We start from the raw sequence: 18,966 nt of genomic DNA on the forward strand, positions 1-18,966 counted from the left end.
AGGGTGTAGTCATAGGACCGCTCATCGCGCCAATCCGGCCGGTCGGCTTCAGTTTCTGGCAGGCTCATCAGGTATTTCCGCCCGAAGCATGAAGCGAAGCCATCATGTGGCCTCGTGGATTGACCGGCGCCCACAGCACCGGACCGGCAAGGCCGCCATTGCGGCGAACGGCATCGAGGCGCTCGCTTGAGACCTCGAGGTAGCCGGCCAGGGCTTTGGTGGGGCCGATCGCGCGCGGCTCGCCAAGCCGCTCGAGCGGCCAATCGGCCCGGCGCAGGATGCGCTCCATGCGCAGGTCGGTGACGGTGACGATGCGGCTCAGTCCTCGCCACAGGCCGAACTCGATCATGCCTGCGAAGAGCGCGTAGGTGCCGACAGCGATGCCGCCTGATCCCTTGGCGGCCGACGGCGGCAGGTCGAGCGCGAAACGACTGCTTTCCCAGATCCTTGAATCCTGCGGCGTCGGCTGTCCGTCGAGCAGGGCCGGAAAGATATCGCCAAGCATGGTCGGCCCGGTCGAGGCAAGCAGGCGCACGCAGCCGCAGACTTCACCGCCTGCACCGCGCAGCACCAGATAGTGCGGTTTCAGCGCGTCGAAGCGATCGATCTCATAGCCGCCGCTGGTGTCCACGTCCCAGTCAAGCCGCTGCTTGAAGACACGGTGGCGCAGACGGTGCATTTCGTGGAGCTCGTCGGCGAAATCGCCGTACCATTCGGGAGCAATGAGCTGCAGCATGATTATCGGCCTCCTGGCAGGATTGACCCTGCCATTGGAGGCCAGGCGTCAGGCCGAAGCAGCCTGTACAGCGGTACAGGTGCCTGGTTAGCCGAGACCCGTTCTGGCGGCTGAGAATTGCGCCACGGCCTGCATGCGGGTGCGCACCCCAAGCTTCTTCCTGGCGTTCTCCAGGTGAAATGCGGCGGTGCGGCGCCTGATGCCAACAATCGAGGCGATGTCGGGTGCGGATTTGCCCTGCGCGGCCCATTCCAGGCATTCATATTCGCGCGGCGTCAGTTGCACGCCGTTGACCACCCGATCGGCCGAGAGCTTGCGGCGGACGCAGATATGAAAGCAGGTCGCCATGAAGCGAAATGCCTCTTGGTAGCGCTCGCTCACCCGCAGGAGGGCCGGACTGAGCCCGTCGGCGGCAAAGCTCATGGCGGCGACGTTGCCCCGCTTGTCGAGGATCGGGATGGTCAAACCGCAGCGTATGCCGAACGCGGCCGCCTCGTCGAAGAGCTTCCGCTCGAAATCCGACAGGCCGGCGGTTCGGCTGTAGTGAAGCCCCCACAGAAACGGGCATTGGCCGCCCTGCGCCCGCGCGATCACCGGATCGATGGCGTGATAATGGTTGCTCAGGTAATGAGCGGTCCAGCGTGGCGGATAGTTGGAGATCAGCCTTGGCTTTCCCGGCGCCCGTGGCGGCAGCCACAGATAGGCGAATTTGACGAGATCGAATGCCGCGGCAGCACGCGCCATCGCGTCACGGAAATCCGTCTCATCGACGCTTTCCGAAAGTTGCTCCAGGAAGGTCTCGAAGACAAATTGCATGCCTAGTCGTCCCCAGACCCTTCCGCCGCGCGGCATTCGGAGTCGCGCAAGCCGGCGGGCAGCTTGCCAAGGTGACGTGGCCAAGTCCGCCGTCACCGAGCGTTACGCGATCGCCAGTCCGTCACCTTCCGGCCGGCATTCCAACGATGGGAGAATGCCGATTCTAATCTCTTCAGCATCCAATTCGAACCGACAGGCGATGACATCGAGTCCGCGGCACGCGCCATTCAACGTGCAGCCGCGACAGATTTTCAGCCGTTTCGCCATCCGGCTGATAGCGCTTGCGCCACGCGAAAGGCTTGCTTGGCCGATGCTCACGCCGAGGCTTCGCCAAGCATCTTGAGCATTGCCAGCCGGACCTTGACGAGCTTGCGCACCGGCGGGTGATAATTTTGAGGAGCAGCGTCCACCACAAATACCAAGGTCATCAGGTCCAGCAAGAATTGGTGGATCGCGTCGGCAGTCACGACCGACTCGAACTGACGCAGCATTGAGCGTGCCTCATTGACCGTTTGCGCGCCCGGCGCATCGATCAACGCTTCAAGCTTTTCGAAAATTTCCAATTCGGCGAAACCTCCGTTTCCTCATTTGCCATAGGGCACCTTGCGACGCATACGTCGCGCGAACAGTAGCAGGCCAAGCGGCGCCTGCTCGCACGATGGTGGTGGCGGAGCCATGCAGCAGCCTTAGCTCCATGGATCGAAAGACAACAAATCTCGGCCGCACGCCATGGCATCGAAAAATCGTTCCACGAGAGACGCGCGGGCGCCTAAGGCCCAGCGCCCGCATTGCGAACTGAAAACCGAAATGAGCTCGGCACCTCGAACCCGACACCGAAGATGCAGAAACGGACGAACTTGGCTTCATCAGGAGGTCATCCTCAGACCTGTTTTCGATGATCCGCGTTTTGAAAGTAGCCCTGGTGAGGTCACCACAGAAACCGATTCTCGTTCGCTTTGACGGCGTCCATTTTCTGCAGTCGGAAGATTTCCTCAACGGACACGATTTCGGGGTCGATGCGGTGAATACCGCCGTCGGCGCGGATGCGGGCAAAGACGTCCTTCATGGCGGTGACCGCTGCCCGAATGGCATGATTGCCATAGATCACCATCGCAATCTTGCCGAGGGCGCGGATGCGCGACTCGTTCATTTCCGGATAGGCCGTCGGCACGATGACTATCGGAGCTTGGCCGCGCCAGGCTCGTACAAAACTTTCCACCTCGTCGGGCATCTTGCGCTTGGAGTGGACCAAGATCATGTCGGCGCCAGCTTCTTCATACGCCCCGGCCCGCTTCAAGGCCTCGGCTTCACCCAGTCCGGCGATCAGCGCTTCGGTGCGCGCAATGACGAGGAAGTCCGCGTCTGCGCGCGTCGCAACGGCCGCCCGAATTTTTCCCACGAATTCCTCGGTCCGGATGAGTTCCTGGCGACCATCTGCCAGGAGGCTCGTCACCTTTGGAAAGGCTTTGTCTTCAATGACGACCGCGGCGGCGCCCGCACGCTCATATTGCTGGATGGCGTAGATCACGTTGATGGCGTTGCCGAAGCCCGTGTCGATATCAGCTATGATCGGCAGCGATGACTGCTCGGCCATCGAACGGACCATGTCGAGATGCCGCGTCATGGAGACAAGGCTTGCATCGGGCAGTCCATAAAGAGCGGAAAGTTCGAAACCGGAGGCCCAGATGCCATGGAAGCCTGCTTCCTCGGCCAGGATTGCCGACAAGGGACTGTGCGCCGCCATGACGTGGGCCAGACGGCCGGCGCAGACATGGGCTCGCAGAGATGCCCTGCTCGTCAGCATGGAGGCTCCGCAGATGTGCTTGGGGCTTTGACCAGTTTGCAGCATCTTGCGCGCCTCTGGAATCGACGAATGATCGAATGACTGCCTCCTGTATTCGGCGACGTCGTTGGCAATCAAACGCATTGATCGATTTTTGAGACCTTTCCATAGCCGAATGCGATGTTAACGAGCCTCCGAAATCGCCGCCTTTTTACACAGTCGAGCCAACCACCGGCAAAAGGCGCGAGCGAGTTCGGGATTGTCGGCGCGGTCGACCGCATAGGCGCGGTATTGCATTCCGCTTGGCGTAAGCGAACCCGGCACCACATTCAAAGCGCCAGTGCGCACCAGGTCACTGACGATGATCTCGGGCGCTACCAGAAGGCTTTTTCCTGTCATGACGGCAGGCAGCGCAAGGTAATTGTGATCGTATCGCGCGCCCGACTTGATATCCCTTGACGTCAGATTCATCCCTCGCAGCCAGGTGGGGAGTATGTCGGGACGAGATGTGACGTTGATCATCGGCATGGTGCGAACGACCGAAAGACTTTTGCCTGCTATGTGATTTGGAGGGCCCACACACACGAGTTGCTCGTTATAGATCTCCCAATGATCGGCAGGTTCGACGACCGAAAGGTCGCGTGTAATCAAGATGTCGAAATCGTCGGTGGATGTCGGCAGCGAAAGCGAACTGATCACGTCAACCATCACGCCGCCCATTTCGGTGGAGAATGCCTGAAGATTTGGGATCAAGAATGAATAGGCAAAGGTCGAAAGTGACGTGCGCACGACAATCCGGTTGGCGTTCGGCCGCGTCCGCCGCCGCATTCTTTGAGCGGTGAAGCACACTGTATCGAGCGGCTCGGAGACAGTGTTGGCGAATAATCTTCCAAACTCGGTCAGTTCGCTTCGCCTGCCCCGCCGTTCCATCAAGTCTGTCCCGAGATATCCTTCCAGAACGGCTAGGTAGCGGCTGACGGAGCTCTGCGTCGTGCCTAATGCGTTGGCTGCCCGCGTCAGGCTTCCTTCGCGCACGATCGTTACGAAAGCGCGTATTGCGTTCAAAGGCACTGCTTCGTCTTCGCTCGTCATCGGTAGCTCCGGAAAGAGTTGGAGGGCTGATCCCTTACGGCAATTCATCTCCAAACTGAGACCATCCATCACATTATTCGATATTTGTCACCGGACTGTCGTGTCCCGGCGGTACCGCGTAGCCATGAGTTCCGGCCCCAGGATGGGTGCATGACATTTCCGCTCAATAGACATGGCTTTCTTACTTATTGCTTTGTGCAATGTGAGCCAACAGCTCGCATTGCGTGTCGCCGTCAATTCTGGCGCAGGCTACCCAATCGTCTTGCGTTGGGCACGTTTGACAGCTGGTCTATCAGACCGCTTGAGCGCTGCGTCCTTTGCCATCCGAGGTGCGCGGCGACGAGGTCAGTTGGCCGAGTCGTCGCTTGCGTGAGGAATGAGGAGGCCGCTGCGTGAGTGGGATTATCATAAGAAATATTCGCAAGTCGTTCGGGGCCACAAGGGTGCTGCATGACGTTTCGCTCTCGATTGCGGATGGCGAGTTCCTGACCCTGCTCGGCCCGTCGGGATGCGGAAAATCGACATTGTTGCGCATACTGGCCGGGCTCGAGGTCCAGGACACGGGCAGCATCGAGATTGGCGGTCGTGTGGTGGATGGAGTACGCCCGAAGCGTCGCGACGTGGCGATGGTGTTCCAATCCTATGCGCTTTACCCGCATATGAGTGTCGCCGCGAACATCGCCCTGCCGTTGCGAATGCGACGGCTGAGCCGCGCGCAGCGCCTGCCGCTCATCGGCCGATGGCTACCAGGCTCCGGGCCGGTGATAAGCGGGATCGAGATGGAGGTTTTTCGCACCGCCGAAGCGCTCGGAATTGCGCATCTGCTCAATCGCAAACCGGGACAACTGTCCGGCGGACAACGTCAGCGGGTGGCGGTCGGTCGCGCCATGGTGCGCCATCCTGCCGTGTTTTTGATGGACGAGCCGCTCAGCAATCTCGACGCCAAGCTGAGGGTCCAAATGCGTGCCGAGATCAAGGACCTGCACAGGCGCCTTGGGGTGACATTTGTCTATGTGACGCACGACCAGGCGGAAGCGATGACGATGTCTGATCGTGTCGTTGTGATGCGCGACGGCGAGATGTTGCAAGTTGCCCCGCCGCAGGAGATCTATGCCGACCCGAACGACATACGCGTGGCCGAGTTCCTGGGATCGCCAAAGATCAACATGGTGGACGCAACAATGCGCGAACCTGGCTTGGTCGATCTTGCGGGCTCCGCCCTTTCGGTTGCTTGCGAGATAGCGCCAGGGTCCAAATTCACTGTCGGCATCCGCCCAGAGGCTTTCCAGTTTGCTGAACATTCCGGTCCGGGGGTGATCACCGGCTCGGTACGCATGGTCGAGCATATGGGCTCCGATTTGTTCGTCTATTTCGACCCGTCCGGCCTCGAGCAACCGTTGATAGCCAGGCTTTCCGCTGATCGCGCACCCCATATTGTAGCCGGACAGACGCTGCATGTCTCAGTCAGATCGGACCAGCTGCTCGTCTTCAACCGCGACGGTCGTCGGGTTCGTGCGCGAGACGTCTCGAGCGCTCACTCGTCCACGCCAGCCAGGGAATGGGCCTGATGAGCGCAAGCCTGCCTGCTGTCAGTCGGCTTGCGCAGCCCGCGGAAGCGGTCGTGGGGACGCTATCGCCGCGCGTCTCGCTGCCACGAAGACACTCGTTGCACGAGGCAATGTGGGGTTGGGCACTTATTGCGCCTGCTCTCATCTTTCTGGTCGTTCTGTTCTTCCTGCCCGTTATCGGCGTTTTTGTCATAGCGTTCAGCGACTGGCAGTTCGGCGCCAGCTCGCTTTCCTTCGTCGGTCTCGCAAACTTCCGCGAAGTCATCTTTGACGAGGGTTTTCGAGCGTCGCTGATCAACACTGTCGTTTATGCAGTGATGGTTGTTCCGGGAACCGTCCTTGCAGGACTTTTGATCGCGCTGCTCATAGAGAGCAGCCATTCGTGCCGCGCTCTTTATCGAGCGGTTCATTTCTTGCCCTTCATGGCCACGGCAACTGCAATGGCGATCTCGTGGGAGGCCTTGCTGCATCCCACCATCGGCCTGATCAACCACAGCCTCGCGGCCCTTGGTTTACCTGTCGCCAACTGGCTGCGCGATGAAACGACGGCCCTGCCTGTTCTCGCCGTTATCGGCATCTGGCAGAATCTCGGTTACGCCATGGTGCTCTTCATGGCGGGGCTGAAGTCGATCCCGCTTGATTTATACGACGCCGCTGAGGTTGACGGGGCCGATCACTGGCTCGATCGCCTGCGGACCGTCACCATTCCAATGCTTGGACCGGTGTCCATGTTCGTCGTCATCGTTGTGGCGCTTAGAGCTTTCGAAACCTTCGACACGGTCCAGATCCTGACCCAAGGCGGCCCGGGCCACTCCTCGGAAATGCTGCTCTACACGATCTACAGGGAAAGTTTTGAATATTTGCGCGCCGGCTATGGCGCCGCGGTCGCCATCGTCTTTCTCGCAATCGTCGTGGCGCTGACCCTGCTCCAGGCAGGTCGCATGGACAAACGGGTACACTATCAATGAGCGCGATCCGCCTTTCTCCTGCGGCCGCCATCCTGCGCCACGGCGTGCTGGTCCTCACGTCCGCATTCATTCTCGTACCCTTCATTTGGATGGTCAGCCTGTCGCTCAAATCACCTGGCGAGATTTTTCGTGCGACCTTCTCGGTCCTTCCGGCGCAATTTTATGGTGTCGACAATTACGCCAAGGCGATCACTTCGGTGCCTCTGCCGCGCTACATGGGCAACGGCCTGCTTGTCTGCGCTCTGATCCTGGCAGCACAAATTCTCTCGTGCGCGCCGGCGGCTTACGCTCTGGCCAAGCTCAAGTTCTGGGGTCGCGATTTCATTTTCGCCATGGTTCTCGTCGGGCTGCTTCTGCCCCACCAGGTGCTGTCCCTTCCCTTGTTCATCCTCTGCTACAAGCTCGACATCCTGAACACGTACTTGGCCCTGGTTATTCCATACGTCGTCTCACCGTTCGGTATTTTTCTCTTCCGCCAATTCTTCAAGAAGATCCCGAACGACATTGTCCACGCGGCTCGGCTCGATGGCCTGTGCGAACTTGCCATCGTCTGGAAAATCATGGTGCCGATGGCGCTGCCTGCCGTCATCGCGTTTTCCATCTTCTCGGTTGTAGCCCACTGGAACGATCTTTTCTGGCCGCTGATTGCGGTGCGCGACGGCAACCTGATGCCTGCGCCGCTCGGGATCATGGCTTTCAAGAACGAAGAGGCCGGGAACGACTACGGCCCATTGATGGCCGCATCGACACTGGTCGTCGCCCCATTGCTCATCGCATTCCTGGCCGCGCAGAAGTGGTTCGTGGAGGGAATGACTGGTGGGTCTGTGAAATGAACGCAGCTCACAAATAAAATGAGGATCGACCAATGTTCGAAATCACGCGGCGCCATTTTCTCGCCGGTTCATCGTCCATCTTCCTTACCACGGGGTCTGTCGCGCGCGCGGCGCCCTCGGATGCGCTGCGCGTAGTCGCGCTCCCCTCCATATTCGCCGACATGTATTCCGCGCTGGGAGCTGCCTATCAGGCGGGACATGACGTTGCGTTGAGCATAGACACCTCGATTCGAGAGGATGAGACCGCCATCACCACCGTGCTGCGCTCGGCAATGGTTGGGGAACTGCCGGACGTCCTGTTCATCAGCCCGAACTGTCTTCGTGTATTCGCCGACAGAAAGCTTGCGCAAAGCCTGGATGATTACCAGCGCAACGAAGCCGGTTGGGGACAAAGTTTCTCACCGGCCGTGACACGAATCGGCCGCTTTGGAGCAAGCATGCATGGCCTTGGCTTTGCGGTCTCGATGCCGGTGATCCTCTATAATCTCGACCTCTTGAAGCGAATTGGCGTCAGCGAGCCGCCGGACTCCTGGGAAGCAATCACGGCGCTGGGCCGCAAACTCGATGCCATGGGCAAAGGCCAGGTCGTGGGCGCGTTTATGGAGTACGACAACGGCGGCAACTGGACGTTCCATTGTCTCTTGAATGGGTTTGGCGGCCGCATCTTGGCCGATGACGGACAGAACGTCGGATTTGTCGGGGCCGAAGGGCTCGCCGCCCTTGGAATTTTGCGGGATTTCGGCGCATGCGGACAAGCGCGAGCGGACATGTCACGCGACCAGGCACGACAGGCATTTTCCGCGGGTCAGATTGGCATCCTGTGTACGTCAAGCAGCAGTTACGCGGCTATCGCGAAACGCGCCGAAGGACAGTTTCAAATTGCGATGCGGCCGTTCCCGGTTGCGAATGAAGCCGGTCACCTGCCCGCCGCCGGCCCCATCAGCATCATGTTCTCCAAGGGTCCGGAGCAGCGACAAAAGGCATGGGAGTTCATGAAGTTTGCTTCAGGTGTCGCGGGGCAGACGATCGTGGCGACGCGCACGGCTTATCTCCCAGCCAACGATCTCGCGCTCAGCACCGAAGCGCTGCGGCAATATTATGCATCGCGTCCCAACCTCCAGGCGCTGATCCCGGCGTTGTCGGTGATGGGACCCTGGGAAGCGTTCCCAGGCGAGAACTCAGTCAAGATCACCACCGTGATAAAGAACCACTTGGCGTCGGTGGTCTTGTTGAAAGCCGCACCCAAGCAGGCACTGGAGCAGATGGGACATGACGTCTCCGATCTGCTTCCGTTGCATTGACCGACCCTGACCCCAACCACCCTCAATCAAAGGTGTTATCAAATGGCATCATTCCTAAAGCGTGACTTGTCGGCCTCTCGCGCGCTAAAAGAAAAACTCCGTTCCGGGGGCATCGGCACCCTGGTACACTCCAGTCATCCGTCGCCCAGCCTAGCGGAAAAATTGGCTGAATGCGGGTTCGATGCCGTCCTCATCGACTGTGAACACGGTTCGGCCGGTCCGGAACGGGTGGAAGAGATGGCGCGCGCTTCGAGTCTGTCGGGAATCGTTTCGATCCTGCGGCCGGAAGATCCCTCGCCATGGATGGTGACCAAGTATCTCGAATGCGGCGTCGACGGTCTGATGATCCCGTTGGTGTCGGACGCGAAAGTAGCGCAGAGCATCGTGGACCGGTTCAGGTTCTCCGCGCCGTTCGATCACCAGGACCGGTTGCTTATCCTGATGATTGAGACCATCGAGGCAGTCAACAACTTGCCGCAAATCATGGCCGTCGAAGGCGTCGACGCCTATCTGGTTGCTCCTGGGGACTTGGCCCTCACGATCGGCGCTCAGCCCATCACCTACGAATGGCAGCAAGGCAACAAGCCGCAAGCCGTTGCAGAAGTCGTCGATCGTGCGATCAAAACGATAGTGGACGCAGGCAAGGTCTGCGGCACGCTCGTCAACCATAGCGACGTGGGGTCCTTCGTCGATAAGGGCGTTCGGCTCGTTTATGATCATGCGAACCATATGTTGAGCTATGGCGCTCGTGAGTTCCATGGTCGTTTGAAGCAGCCGCCATGTAAACTGGAAGCGGTTTCTGCATGATGTCAGCCGTTCAGCATGTCCCGCCAAGCCTCGGCGCGACATGCTGAACGACGCTGAGATGATCCGCGCCATATACGGGCGAGACACTGCTCGTTATGGCCGCGCTGCCAAGAGCAAAGAAGCGACGCCGCGCTCGATGAACGTCCCGGTGGGCGACATCGCCGAGAGCCGGGACCGCAAGCCATCCTCGAATACCGGCCGTCGGTCGCCGAGTACCCCAGGGCAGGCCTTGGATGTAGACAAGATATAGCCGACGAGCGAATCCAGATCCCAATGATGTTCGTAGGGAAAGCTTTTGTCCTGAATGTCGCTGAAGGCGGAACGGGCAAGGATGACATCATTCGATTCCTTCAGGGCAGGTCGGATACCTTCCCTTCCCGCCGGAAAGAAACCGCCCCAGAAAGCCTCGGTGTAGGCGAGTTGTTCCAACCACCAATCATCGGGTGAACAGTTCGAACGCTGCCTCGAAATGACAGCGATAGCACAGCCGTGCCCCGCCACCTTCTCAAGGTACTTCACGACCCGCTCCCGATCCATCCAATGGAACGCGCCCGCTATCGTGACCAGTGAAGCCGGGCCGATGTCCAAGCCAAGCTCCTCGGATTTTCCGGTCACGAAGGAGACGTTGCGAGCGCCGGATCTGGCGGCGTATTGGCGCGCCTCATCGATCATACCTTGATCGGGGTCGACGGCGATGACTTCATCGGCAAATCGAGCAAGCGGAACACTGATCTGGCCCGTTCCACAGCCAAGATCGAGCAAGACGGCCGGCTCTCGGCCGGAAAGGTAATTTTGTGTCAAGAAATCGAACATCGCGGCTGGATAGTCTGCTTGATAGCGCGCAAAATAGTAAGCGGCTCCCGCAAACAGATCCGCAGGCGCGGCGGTCATTATTTGACGGTCTGTCGTGCTCATTTCCCGTATTCCTTGTCTTGATGGATGCCCTGTTTTAAGTCTTCATGGTGGGTCGTGTGAGAGATGGGCGGAAAGGATTTCCGCAACGATCGACAAACCGGCATGAAGCTGCGCGTGATCCTGGGGGCCTGTAATCGCCACGCGGATCGCATTGGGAGGTGGCTGATCGTCCACCGAAAAAACCCTGGCGGATCTAATCTGGACGCCAGCCGCCAGAGCGGCTTCGACGACTGCGTCACAGCTCGCATTGGCAGGCAGTTCTATCCACAAGTGCAAAGCCCCCGGCACGGTTTTGGCCCCGGATCGGCCAAGATGCTGCAGGGCCAGTTGTTGCCTTGCCGTGACTTCGACACGCGCGGTGTCGACGATTTGCCCAGCGTTGCCCCCTTCGATCCAGTGCGCAACGAGCTCGCAGGACAAAGAGTTGGCAAACATCGACGACGACCTTAGATGCGGCCTCAATACATCTGCCGCCGCGAGGCCCTCGGGTATCGCCAGATAGGCCAATCTAAGGCCCATAGCGAAGCACTTGGAAACGCTCATAATGTACCAGGTGGTATCTGGGGCGTGGGCGTACAGTGATGGTGGTGCTTCTGGATGGAGACGGCCGAGCACATCGTCTTCTATGATCGCAATCTTGTGCGCTCGTGCCACGCGGACAATTTCGGCTCGCCGACTTTGTGACATGACTGCCGTGGTGGGATTCTGGACTGTCGGGGTGCAGTAGAGAAGTTTGGGACTGGCTCGCTGACATACAGCCTCGAGCGCGGCCGGCTCGACCCCTTCCGCGTCCATTTCGACACCGATTACGATAAGGCCGAGCGACAAGGCTATCGGACGTATCAGGAGATAAGCCAGCTTTTCGGCCACAATGACGTCACCCGGTTTGCACAAGTGCCGCAGTATGACGACGAGCGCGTTTTGGGTGCCGTTGGTCACCAGGATGCGATCTGCGGGGAGGATCTCACCGACGCGCGGCTTTATCCATATGGAGCCGATCTCGCGATCCCGTTCCTCTCCACCGGGCCGATTTTTCCGGATCCGCCAGTGGAGCTGCGATTGCGAGGCCAGTTCGACGAGGGATCGAGACAAAGCCTCTCCCAGAAAAGATGGGCACGGTGGCAGCGCGGTAGAAAGATCGATTGCGCTGGTTCGCGGACGGCTCATGAGTCGCTCCCTGGTTTTCGTGGATGCCGACAAGGGGCAAGAAGCTTGAAGTCGTGGCTGTCTTCGTTTGCGAACGGCGGGCGACCTCTGGAGCGACAGAGCCAAACGCGAAGCCGCATCATGCAACATTGGCGATGGACGAATGACGAAACAAAGTGGATGTGCCACGCCTATCGATTGTTCAGCCTGCCGCAATGGCTGAGCACGGTCGCCCGGACATAAAGGGCACCTCGGCCTGTCGTGCTTGCGGCACTTCCCGCGGCCTCAAGATGCGCCCCGAAATGCGAGCGCGGCGGATGCAACGACGCAAAACGCCGTCACGACCAAATACATGAGGCCCGCGGTTTTAGGCACACGGACCGGCGAGACGTGGAGAATGGCGAGCAGGATGAGGAGGAATGCGAACAGCCTCGCGAAAATACTTTCGGGCAGAGTGGGACGAAGCAAGAACACAATCGCCGTCACCGGCATGACCCAGCTTGTCGGCACTCCGACGAACCGCTCTGACGGAGACCCGACCACGTTGAAGAAACTCAGCCGCAAGGCGCTGGCGACGGCGAGAACGGCTCCAGAAACAACGCACAGTGGCGATCCGTGCCCGACGACGATCAGCGTCACGGCTGGAAAAATTCCAGCGCTGACGAGATCGGCGAGTGAGTCCAAATTCTTGCCGACTTCTGCCGTTTCCGTCGAACGGCTGCCTCGCATTCGCCGCGCGACGACACCGTCGAAATGATCGGCCAACAGCGCCCACAAGACGATTGCAACGCCGATCTCCGGAAACCCGGCGATCGAGAAATCGATGCCGATCGAGGAGAGTGCGAGGCCTATGGCGGTCATTGCATTTGCCGGATCGACAAGCAGGCGGATCATCGAGACCTCCCTCACTGATTATCGCAGGCGCTACGCCCGGGGGGGGTGGAGCGGCTGCGCGGCATCAGCAAAGATGCTGTGCGCGCTGCGCAGATCCTCGGCACTGTCGATCTCGCACCACTTCACGCCATCGCAACAGGCCGCGGCTAGTTGGAGCCCGCGCCTTTCCACGAGATAGGCAAGAAGTTCCTCAATGTGAGCCTGAGTAGCACCTGAGCCGATGACCTCGTCGAGCGCGGGAACGATGAGGCCTCTTAGGGTAGACGCGGCCAAACGCAGTAGATTCATCGTCTTGAACAGCTTGGGCCCGCTTTCGGCAAGATCTGCCGCGGTCTGCTTTGTGCGGAAAGTCGAGATCAAGCCGCTCGCCGAAAGCACCGCCGCCGACCCTTGCATCGTGGCGTCGAACGTTACAACGGCGGCAACATCGGCGGCATCGGCAATGTTAAGATAGTGGAGTGCATTCTGTTCAAAGAAGACGTCGCCTTCGAGTAGATAGAAATCCCCCGAAAGCAGCATATCGCGGGCTAGCCAAAGCGAATAGGCGCTGCCGGTGCGGTCGAAAACCGTTGACTCCACATACGTGATCTGGACGCCGTGGAAGCGGTTGCCGCATGCGTATTGGATGGCATCTTTGCGGTAACCGACGACTACTATGACCTCTTCCACTCCGATTGCCGCGAGGTTTCGCAGCGCATTGTGCAGGATCGATGTGCCGTTGACTTCGATCAGGGGCTTCGGCCGCAGATCGGTCAGCGGGCGCAGACGGGAGCCCATTCCGGCGGCGAGGATGACGGCTTTCTTGGGCGCGGCGACAGGCATGTCGATCTGCCTTTCTTCGTAGTGTCATTTCCAGCCGTTGAGGACATCAACCAGCCGGGTTAGTCCGGTTTCGAGTTCTTCGGGAGGAATTCCATAGGACAGCCGCAGACCGAGGGGGTCGCCGAAGGCGGTGCCCGATACAGCTGCGACGCCGGCGTCGGCAAGGAGCGAGGTCGCAACGTCATCGGCGCTCGCCAGACCATTCTTGGATGCGGGTCGCAACTTGGAAAGATCAAGATAAAAATAAATGCCGCCCTGCGCCCGAGGCGCGGGGATCCGCCTCAATGAGGAGAGGATGCCGAGACCGATCTGTCTGGAACTTGCCAGCTGCAAGGCAAGCTTGCTCTCATGGCGGCCGTCTCCCCGCTCAAGGTGAGCCAGCACCGCATGTTGCGCGATCACATTGGGATTTGAGGTGGTATGGGACTGCAAGGCCCTGACGGTATCAACAACTTCCTTTGGAGCCGCCAGATAGCCGATCCGCCAGCCCGTCAGGGCCAGCGACTTGCTGAATCCGTTGACGATAATTGTTCGAGACCTGACTTCGGGCACAACCGAAACGATCGGGTGATGCGCATGATGGCCGTAGACGAAGTTGGCATAGCATTCATCGAAAATGACCCACAGGTCGCGGTCGATCGCCAGTTGGGCGATCGCCGTCAGCGTATCAAAATCGTAGACCGCACCCGACGGGTTGGCGGGTGTATTGACGACGATGGCACGGGTCTTTTCGGTCAATGCCGCAGCGATGTCCTGGATGCGCGGGACGTAGGCGTTGGAACGCGTATCGACGAAAATCGGCTTGCCACCTGCAATTACGACCTGGGCCGAGAACGTCGTCCAGTAGGGACAAGGGATAATCACCTCGTCACCTGGATTCAGCAGCACCATGGTCGTATTGAAGAGCGCTTGCTTGGCGCCTGTCGTTGCCGCGATCTCGTCGGCTTTCCAGGTTTGACCCGTATCGAAGGAGACCTTCCGCGCCAGCGCCTCGCGCAATTCCATCATGCCGATCGTATCGGTGTAACGATTGACGCCGTTATTGATAGCATTGATCGCGCCTTCGCGAATGGTCGGAGCGAGCTCGCTCCAGATCTCGCCAGCGGTCAGGTCGATCACCTCTTGGCGGCTGTGGGCTGCCTGCCTTGCGGCGGCCCGCGCCGCGGCGGTTCCAGATGAACCGAACGAGCTTGTGCGTCGAGCAAGCATCGGCGCCTCCTTGCCTTGACTTGGGAAGTCAGGCCCGTTTATCGGGCACCGCTCGCAATTTGCGGCAGATATTTTCGTTCGGCCGCGGAGAGCTCTTGATATTTCAGCAGATCGAAGAGGTCTTCGAGCGTCGCAACGTCGCGTTCGATCCCGGCGGTGCTCTCGTCGCGGATGATGCGGTCGCAAACCTGGCGCATAGCCGAGATCGCAGCACGCATATTATGGTTCGCCCAAATCACGGTTGAGATTTGTGCCGCTCTGTATTGCGCGACCGGCGCGCGGTAATATTTCGTCGGGACGATCACTACCGGAAGACGGTTCCTCCAGGCGCGGCTAAAGGCGAGAATTTCCGCTGCGCCTGGTTTGCGCGAATGGATCAAGATCGCGTCGGCACCGGCGTCGGCGTAAGCATGCGCCCGCGTCAGCGCCTCATCCTGACCATGCCCCGCGATGAGTGCCTCGATCCGCGCGACCACAACGAATTCCGGATCCGGCACGTGGTCCCGAATAGCCTGCAGACGTCCGCTGAACTCACCGATCTCAGCGAGTGAGTGCCGGTCTGCGACAAACGAATTCTTTTTTGGAAAGCACTTATCCTCGACGCAGACACCGGCCGCCCCGCGTTGGTGCAGCTTGCGCGCGAACAGGCGCGCGTTGTTGAAATTCCCGAATCCGCTGTCGCCGTCGACTAGAACAGGTATTTGCGTGGCCTCGACGATCCTGTGCACAGCATCGACGATCTCAGTCCACGACGCTTCGTTCGCATCGCGATAGCCCAGGCAGGAGGAGATCGACAATCCTGAGGCCCACAGACCTCGAAAGCCGGCGGCCTCCGCGACCGACGCCGACAGGGCGTCGTGGGCTTCCATAAGGAAAGCGATTTCATTCGAACATACCAGAGACCGCAACGCCGATGCGGCCGATGCTTGGCGAGTTACATTGTTAGCGTTCGCGGTAATGGCCACATTTCTTATCATAGTTATGAATCCGGTTGCCGACCTGAGATTAATAACGCATTCGATCCAATAAGTTCTACACTCCCCCATATCACCAACGCATCAGAGCACACTACACGATAGTTCTGACAATAACAGCCAGTTTTGTGAAACTTACGTTACATCATTGTTCAACGATTGTGGAACTCATAGGCACTATTAAACAATCGGCTGCAATCATTTTTGGCTGTCGGCCTCTCAACGATATTGCTGTTTTGCTACGGCGGAAAATGACTGACGCGGCCATGGGGCCGACCGCATCGCCGATCAGGCTCGATTTCCCGAGCGTCCGGTGAGCGCCATCTGCGCGCAGCCGCTCAGTTCAAGGGGTTGAACGCCGCCATCTAACGAGTCATGCCGAGGAGAGTATGGATTGTTTGATCAGCGGGGCGGCTTGATCAGTTCGCAAGGATCAACATTAAGAGCTTTTGCGAGCCGACCCAGGACACTTACGCTCGCGGAGACGCGGCCGCGCTCGATTGAGCCCACATAACGCATGCTAAGCTGCGCGAGAGCCGCCAATTCCTCCTGCGTCAAGTCCTGATGATGGCGCACGCGACGCATGTTGATCGCCATCACCTCTTTGAGGTCCATGGCGATATACGGACCAGAACCGGAACTATCGTTCTAGGAACGATCGTTCCTATTCGTTATAGTGAGCCGCTCAAAACACATCTGGGATCGCTGGAAGACGCGCCCGGAAGCCGAACTCGCTCAAAGCCACTTGGACACCGAAATGCAAGACGAAGTTCCCTGGTCAGATAGCCTCACGGCTTACGACAAAGAGCATTTTACGACCTATATGCGGTTCCTGGACGCCGCCGCCGACAGTGCCAGCTACGAGGAAATGGCACAGCTGATCCTCGGCATCGATCCCGAACGCGAACCGGAACGAGCCCGCAATGCGGCCCGCAGCCATCTCGATCGGGCGAACTGGATGGTGACGACAGGCTACCGAGAATTGTTCGCTGGCTGACTGGCGTTCCGACAAAGAAAAAAGACGGCAGCCCGACAACGGTGCGGTGCCGGTGGCGAGACATGGACCGGGGCGCTTCGCCTATCCTGCGGACGGGAGCATTTGTGCCAGCATACGCGATGCAGGCTGGGGGCAAGATCCGGCAGAGGGGAACGAAGGGCTGCAGCCGGAAATCCCTGCCGAATTGCGAGCCAGGGACGGCAACTTGCTCGGCCGAACGGCGCAGCGCACCTGGCAATCCATCCGCCGCAACAGCCCGAAATCTACCGGAAGCTTTTTCATCGCCCAAGCATGCTCGCAACGCCGTGCCGGACGAACGGAAGATATTGACCCAAGCGAAGCCCCACATGTCTTGCAATTCGGGCCGCCGGGTGCTCGTTTGAGTAGATCCCTACCAGTAGATTGGTAGCGTGATACAGAGGTGCGGCCGTCAAGCGCAGGCGGCTGTCATATCTGCGCAACATGTCAGGGTCGGCAAGGTCGTGACCATTGCGAATGGCCGTCAGTATTCCATGGGCGAGTCGCTTTTGGCCGCCGAGGCCGATGTTGAAGCCGTGGGCCGTTACCGGGTGCATGCCGACGGCAGCGTCGCCGACAAGTGCGGCGCTTGGAGCCCAGAAGCTATGCGCCCAGGTCGTGACCAACGGATAGATATGGCGTTTGCTTGCGAGGGTCATTTTTCCGAGGCGCCCTCGACACCGGTCCGTCAATTCGATCAGGAACAGATCGTCGTCCAAAGCATGAAGTCTGCTGGCCTCGTTTGCGCGCAATGTGACAAGCAATGACGACTCGCCTTCCATCAGCGGCAAGATCGCTATGGTCTGATGGTGATCGAACCATTCGATTGCGAGCTGATGGTGGGCGCGTTCGTGCCTGACGCGGCAAATCACCATCGAACTGCCAAGCCGATTGATGTCGGCGGCGATGCCGAGCAGGTCGCGCGTTCGCGACAGACGCGAATCTGCTGCGACGAAAAGCCGAGCGGTCAACCGCCTGCCGTCGGAAAGCTTTACGACCGCCCCTTTGCGGCTGTTGGTTACACCAACGACCGAGTGGCCGCATAGTAGCTGGACACGGTGGTGCGAGCGGATGATCTTGAACAGGGCATCGCGGATCCGACAATTTGGGACCAGAAATCCGAGTGGTTCTGCAGATCCTCTTGGAGGATCGAAACACAGAGCGAAAGGGCTCGATCCGTTGAGCACGCGCGCGCCTTGCACTGGTGACTTGTGACCAGCGGAGATGGCATCCCAGGCGCCGAGCTCGCGAAGGATGTTGATCGAGGCGAAGGTCAGCGCGATCTCGCGACCATCGGAAGGCGGCTTCGCCAGGCTTTCGAGGGCCTGCTGCTCGACCACCGCCACTTTGAGATCGCTCTTTGCAAGCGATGCGGCGAAGGAAAGTCCAACCGGCCCGGCTCCGGCGACGATGATGTCTAAACTGTCGTCGCAACTGGCCATCAGCGCGCTGCCATCGCGTCGGCTATGTGGGTGAGGTGCTGGTTCTGTTGAGCCGCAATCCGTGGACCGGTTGCCCTGGCTGCCGTTGTGTGCCGCATCGCCTCAAGCCACGGGCCGAGCCAGGCAGATTGCCAGCCAGAAAGGAGGATTTTCACCACCGCGATTCGCTGAAGGTAACGACCACACTGTCCGTTAGACATGCATTCTCCCTCTCCCTTGAAGGATTGGTCGACGTAACCACGCCGGTCAGAAGATAACCTTGATCTGGATCAGCCAGACGCGGCAAAGCCGACAGCGGCGGGTTTTATGCTCGACTGGTCAACGGCCCAAGAAAATGCCATGTGGTCACGTCATCCTGGAATGACGGGCGCCGCTGCGGCGTACGTTCGGCAAACTTAATCTTGGCTCATCCGTTTTTCGCGCCAGTCGCATCGGCTCGGCAGCATTTCTAAGCAAACATCGGACGCTCCTATCCGCCGTGCGACGTAATTGTCACGTGAGCCGCCCGCACGGAGGAACGGGCGACAAGTCCTTCGAGCGGCAGGGCTGATTGAACGCACTTGGCGAGCTCGCTGTGGAAGCCTTGGCGGTCTGGCCCCGACCAAATCGACCCGGCTGACCACCGATATCCGTACGATTGCCGGC

General features: G+C 59.4%; 19 protein-coding genes. 6 read left to right on the forward strand and 13 right to left on the reverse strand.

Going from position 1 to position 18,966, the window contains the following annotated elements:
* Positions 1 to 67 precede the first annotated feature (67 nt).
* The 5 genes from EOA32_RS09865 to EOA32_RS09885 form a co-directional block, all read right to left on the reverse strand.
* Positions 68 to 736 (reverse strand): acyl-homoserine-lactone synthase, encoded by a 669-nt coding sequence (locus tag EOA32_RS09865; RefSeq protein ID WP_128371633.1) that lies wholly within the window; start codon positions 734 to 736, stop codon positions 68 to 70.
* An 87-nt stretch (positions 737 to 823) separates the two neighbouring features.
* Positions 824 to 1,552 (reverse strand): LuxR family transcriptional regulator, encoded by a 729-nt coding sequence (locus EOA32_RS09870; protein ID WP_128371634.1) that lies wholly within the window; start codon positions 1,550 to 1,552, stop codon positions 824 to 826.
* Between the two features lie 314 nt (positions 1,553 to 1,866).
* Entirely contained in the window at positions 1,867 to 2,115 is a 249-nt protein-coding gene (locus EOA32_RS09875) for a hypothetical protein (protein ID WP_128371635.1), read from the reverse strand.
* 365 nt (positions 2,116 to 2,480) lie between these two features.
* A complete protein-coding gene (locus EOA32_RS09880) occupies positions 2,481 to 3,479 on the reverse strand; it encodes a phosphonopyruvate hydrolase (protein WP_245499230.1) in 999 nt (332 codons plus the stop codon).
* A gap of 39 nt (positions 3,480 to 3,518) precedes the next feature.
* Positions 3,519 to 4,427 carry a LysR family transcriptional regulator gene (locus tag EOA32_RS09885; RefSeq protein ID WP_128371636.1) on the reverse strand — a complete coding sequence of 303 codons (909 nt, stop codon included), beginning with the start codon at positions 4,425 to 4,427 and terminating at the stop codon, positions 3,519 to 3,521.
* 392 nt (positions 4,428 to 4,819) lie between these two features.
* Between EOA32_RS09885 and EOA32_RS09890 the strand changes: the two genes are divergently transcribed.
* The 5 genes from EOA32_RS09890 to EOA32_RS09910 all read left to right on the forward strand — a co-directional run bounded on the left by EOA32_RS09890 (position 4,820) and on the right by EOA32_RS09910 (position 9,904).
* On the forward strand, positions 4,820 to 5,995 hold the full coding sequence (locus tag EOA32_RS09890) for an ABC transporter ATP-binding protein (protein WP_128371637.1): 1,176 nt from the start codon (positions 4,820 to 4,822) through the stop codon (positions 5,993 to 5,995).
* Positions 5,996 to 6,105: 110 nt separating this feature from the next.
* Positions 6,106 to 6,963 (forward strand): sugar ABC transporter permease, encoded by an 858-nt coding sequence (locus EOA32_RS09895; protein WP_245499232.1) that lies wholly within the window; start codon positions 6,106 to 6,108, stop codon positions 6,961 to 6,963.
* Positions 6,960 to 7,796, forward strand: a complete 837-nt coding sequence (locus tag EOA32_RS09900) for a carbohydrate ABC transporter permease (RefSeq protein WP_128371639.1) — start codon at positions 6,960 to 6,962, stop codon at positions 7,794 to 7,796. The genes EOA32_RS09895 and EOA32_RS09900 overlap by 4 nt, the downstream gene beginning before the upstream one ends.
* Positions 7,797 to 7,828: 32 nt before the next feature.
* A complete protein-coding gene (locus EOA32_RS09905; protein WP_128371640.1) occupies positions 7,829 to 9,097 on the forward strand; it encodes an extracellular solute-binding protein in 1,269 nt (422 codons plus the stop codon).
* Between the two features lie 42 nt (positions 9,098 to 9,139).
* The gene (locus tag EOA32_RS09910) at positions 9,140 to 9,904 is read left to right on the forward strand and encodes an aldolase/citrate lyase family protein (RefSeq protein ID WP_128371641.1); all 765 of its coding nucleotides are present in this window, start codon (positions 9,140 to 9,142) and stop codon (positions 9,902 to 9,904) included.
* A gap of 93 nt (positions 9,905 to 9,997) precedes the next feature.
* Here the strand turns inward: EOA32_RS09910 and EOA32_RS09915 are convergent, their stop codons facing one another.
* From EOA32_RS09915 to EOA32_RS09945, 7 genes are all read right to left on the reverse strand, one after another.
* A complete protein-coding gene (locus tag EOA32_RS09915) occupies positions 9,998 to 10,819 on the reverse strand; it encodes a methyltransferase domain-containing protein (RefSeq protein WP_128371642.1) in 822 nt (273 codons plus the stop codon).
* Positions 10,820 to 10,861: 42 nt separating this feature from the next.
* Positions 10,862 to 11,986 (reverse strand): PLP-dependent aminotransferase family protein, encoded by a 1,125-nt coding sequence (locus EOA32_RS09920; protein ID WP_189407041.1) that lies wholly within the window; start codon positions 11,984 to 11,986, stop codon positions 10,862 to 10,864.
* A gap of 264 nt (positions 11,987 to 12,250) precedes the next feature.
* On the reverse strand, positions 12,251 to 12,859 hold the full coding sequence (locus EOA32_RS09925) for a CDP-alcohol phosphatidyltransferase family protein (RefSeq protein WP_128371644.1): 609 nt from the start codon (positions 12,857 to 12,859) through the stop codon (positions 12,251 to 12,253).
* Positions 12,860 to 12,889: 30 nt separating this feature from the next.
* Complete coding sequence (locus tag EOA32_RS09930) at positions 12,890 to 13,681, reverse strand: phosphocholine cytidylyltransferase family protein (RefSeq protein WP_128371645.1); 792 nt, start codon at positions 13,679 to 13,681, stop codon at positions 12,890 to 12,892.
* A 24-nt stretch (positions 13,682 to 13,705) separates the two neighbouring features.
* Complete coding sequence (locus EOA32_RS09935; RefSeq protein ID WP_128371646.1) at positions 13,706 to 14,890, reverse strand: aminotransferase class I/II-fold pyridoxal phosphate-dependent enzyme; 1,185 nt, start codon at positions 14,888 to 14,890, stop codon at positions 13,706 to 13,708.
* Positions 14,891 to 14,928: 38 nt separating this feature from the next.
* Positions 14,929 to 15,867 (reverse strand): phosphoenolpyruvate mutase, encoded by a 939-nt coding sequence (gene aepX / locus EOA32_RS09940; protein ID WP_128371647.1) that lies wholly within the window; start codon positions 15,865 to 15,867, stop codon positions 14,929 to 14,931.
* Positions 15,868 to 16,266: 399 nt separating this feature from the next.
* Complete coding sequence (locus EOA32_RS09945; RefSeq protein WP_040972957.1) at positions 16,267 to 16,479, reverse strand: helix-turn-helix transcriptional regulator; 213 nt, start codon at positions 16,477 to 16,479, stop codon at positions 16,267 to 16,269.
* A gap of 130 nt (positions 16,480 to 16,609) precedes the next feature.
* Here EOA32_RS09945 and EOA32_RS09950 point away from each other — a divergent pair, with 130 nt between their 5' ends.
* A complete protein-coding gene (locus EOA32_RS09950; protein ID WP_096875023.1) occupies positions 16,610 to 16,861 on the forward strand; it encodes a DUF2285 domain-containing protein in 252 nt (83 codons plus the stop codon).
* A gap of 278 nt (positions 16,862 to 17,139) precedes the next feature.
* On the opposite strand, the gene ubiM is transcribed toward EOA32_RS09950, so the two are convergent.
* Entirely contained in the window at positions 17,140 to 18,321 is a 1,182-nt protein-coding gene (gene ubiM, locus EOA32_RS09955) for a 5-demethoxyubiquinol-8 5-hydroxylase UbiM (protein WP_128371648.1), read from the reverse strand.
* Between the last annotated feature and the right edge of the window lie 645 nt (positions 18,322 to 18,966).

Origin of the sequence: Mesorhizobium sp. M1A.F.Ca.ET.072.01.1.1, from assembly GCF_004023325.1 — a bacterium.
Lineage (GTDB): Bacteria > Pseudomonadota > Alphaproteobacteria > Rhizobiales > Rhizobiaceae > Mesorhizobium.

Coding starts and splice junctions, on each gene's coding strand:
- EOA32_RS09935 (WP_128371646.1), bottom strand. CDS start 14,890: ATGCTTGCTCGACGCACAAGCTCGTTCGGTTCATCTGGAACCGCCGCG.
- EOA32_RS09885 (WP_128371636.1), bottom strand. CDS start 4,427: ATGACGAGCGAAGACGAAGCAGTGCCTTTGAACGCAATACGCGCTTTC.
- EOA32_RS09910 (WP_128371641.1), top strand. CDS start 9,140: ATGGCATCATTCCTAAAGCGTGACTTGTCGGCCTCTCGCGCGCTAAAA.
- EOA32_RS09900 (WP_128371639.1), top strand. CDS start 6,960: ATGAGCGCGATCCGCCTTTCTCCTGCGGCCGCCATCCTGCGCCACGGC.
- EOA32_RS09925 (WP_128371644.1), bottom strand. CDS start 12,859: ATGATCCGCCTGCTTGTCGATCCGGCAAATGCAATGACCGCCATAGGC.
- EOA32_RS09880 (WP_245499230.1), bottom strand. CDS start 3,479: ATGCGTTTGATTGCCAACGACGTCGCCGAATACAGGAGGCAGTCATTC.
- aepX (WP_128371647.1), bottom strand. CDS start 15,867: ATGATAAGAAATGTGGCCATTACCGCGAACGCTAACAATGTAACTCGC.
- EOA32_RS09870 (WP_128371634.1), bottom strand. CDS start 1,552: ATGCAATTTGTCTTCGAGACCTTCCTGGAGCAACTTTCGGAAAGCGTC.
- EOA32_RS09945 (WP_040972957.1), bottom strand. CDS start 16,479: ATGGACCTCAAAGAGGTGATGGCGATCAACATGCGTCGCGTGCGCCAT.
- EOA32_RS09915 (WP_128371642.1), bottom strand. CDS start 10,819: ATGAGCACGACAGACCGTCAAATAATGACCGCCGCGCCTGCGGATCTG.
- ubiM (WP_128371648.1), bottom strand. CDS start 18,321: ATGGCCAGTTGCGACGACAGTTTAGACATCATCGTCGCCGGAGCCGGG.
- EOA32_RS09895 (WP_245499232.1), top strand. CDS start 6,106: ATGTGGGGTTGGGCACTTATTGCGCCTGCTCTCATCTTTCTGGTCGTT.
- EOA32_RS09920 (WP_189407041.1), bottom strand. CDS start 11,986: ATGAGCCGTCCGCGAACCAGCGCAATCGATCTTTCTACCGCGCTGCCA.
- EOA32_RS09905 (WP_128371640.1), top strand. CDS start 7,829: ATGTTCGAAATCACGCGGCGCCATTTTCTCGCCGGTTCATCGTCCATC.
- EOA32_RS09930 (WP_128371645.1), bottom strand. CDS start 13,681: ATGCCTGTCGCCGCGCCCAAGAAAGCCGTCATCCTCGCCGCCGGAATG.
- EOA32_RS09865 (WP_128371633.1), bottom strand. CDS start 736: ATGCTGCAGCTCATTGCTCCCGAATGGTACGGCGATTTCGCCGACGAG.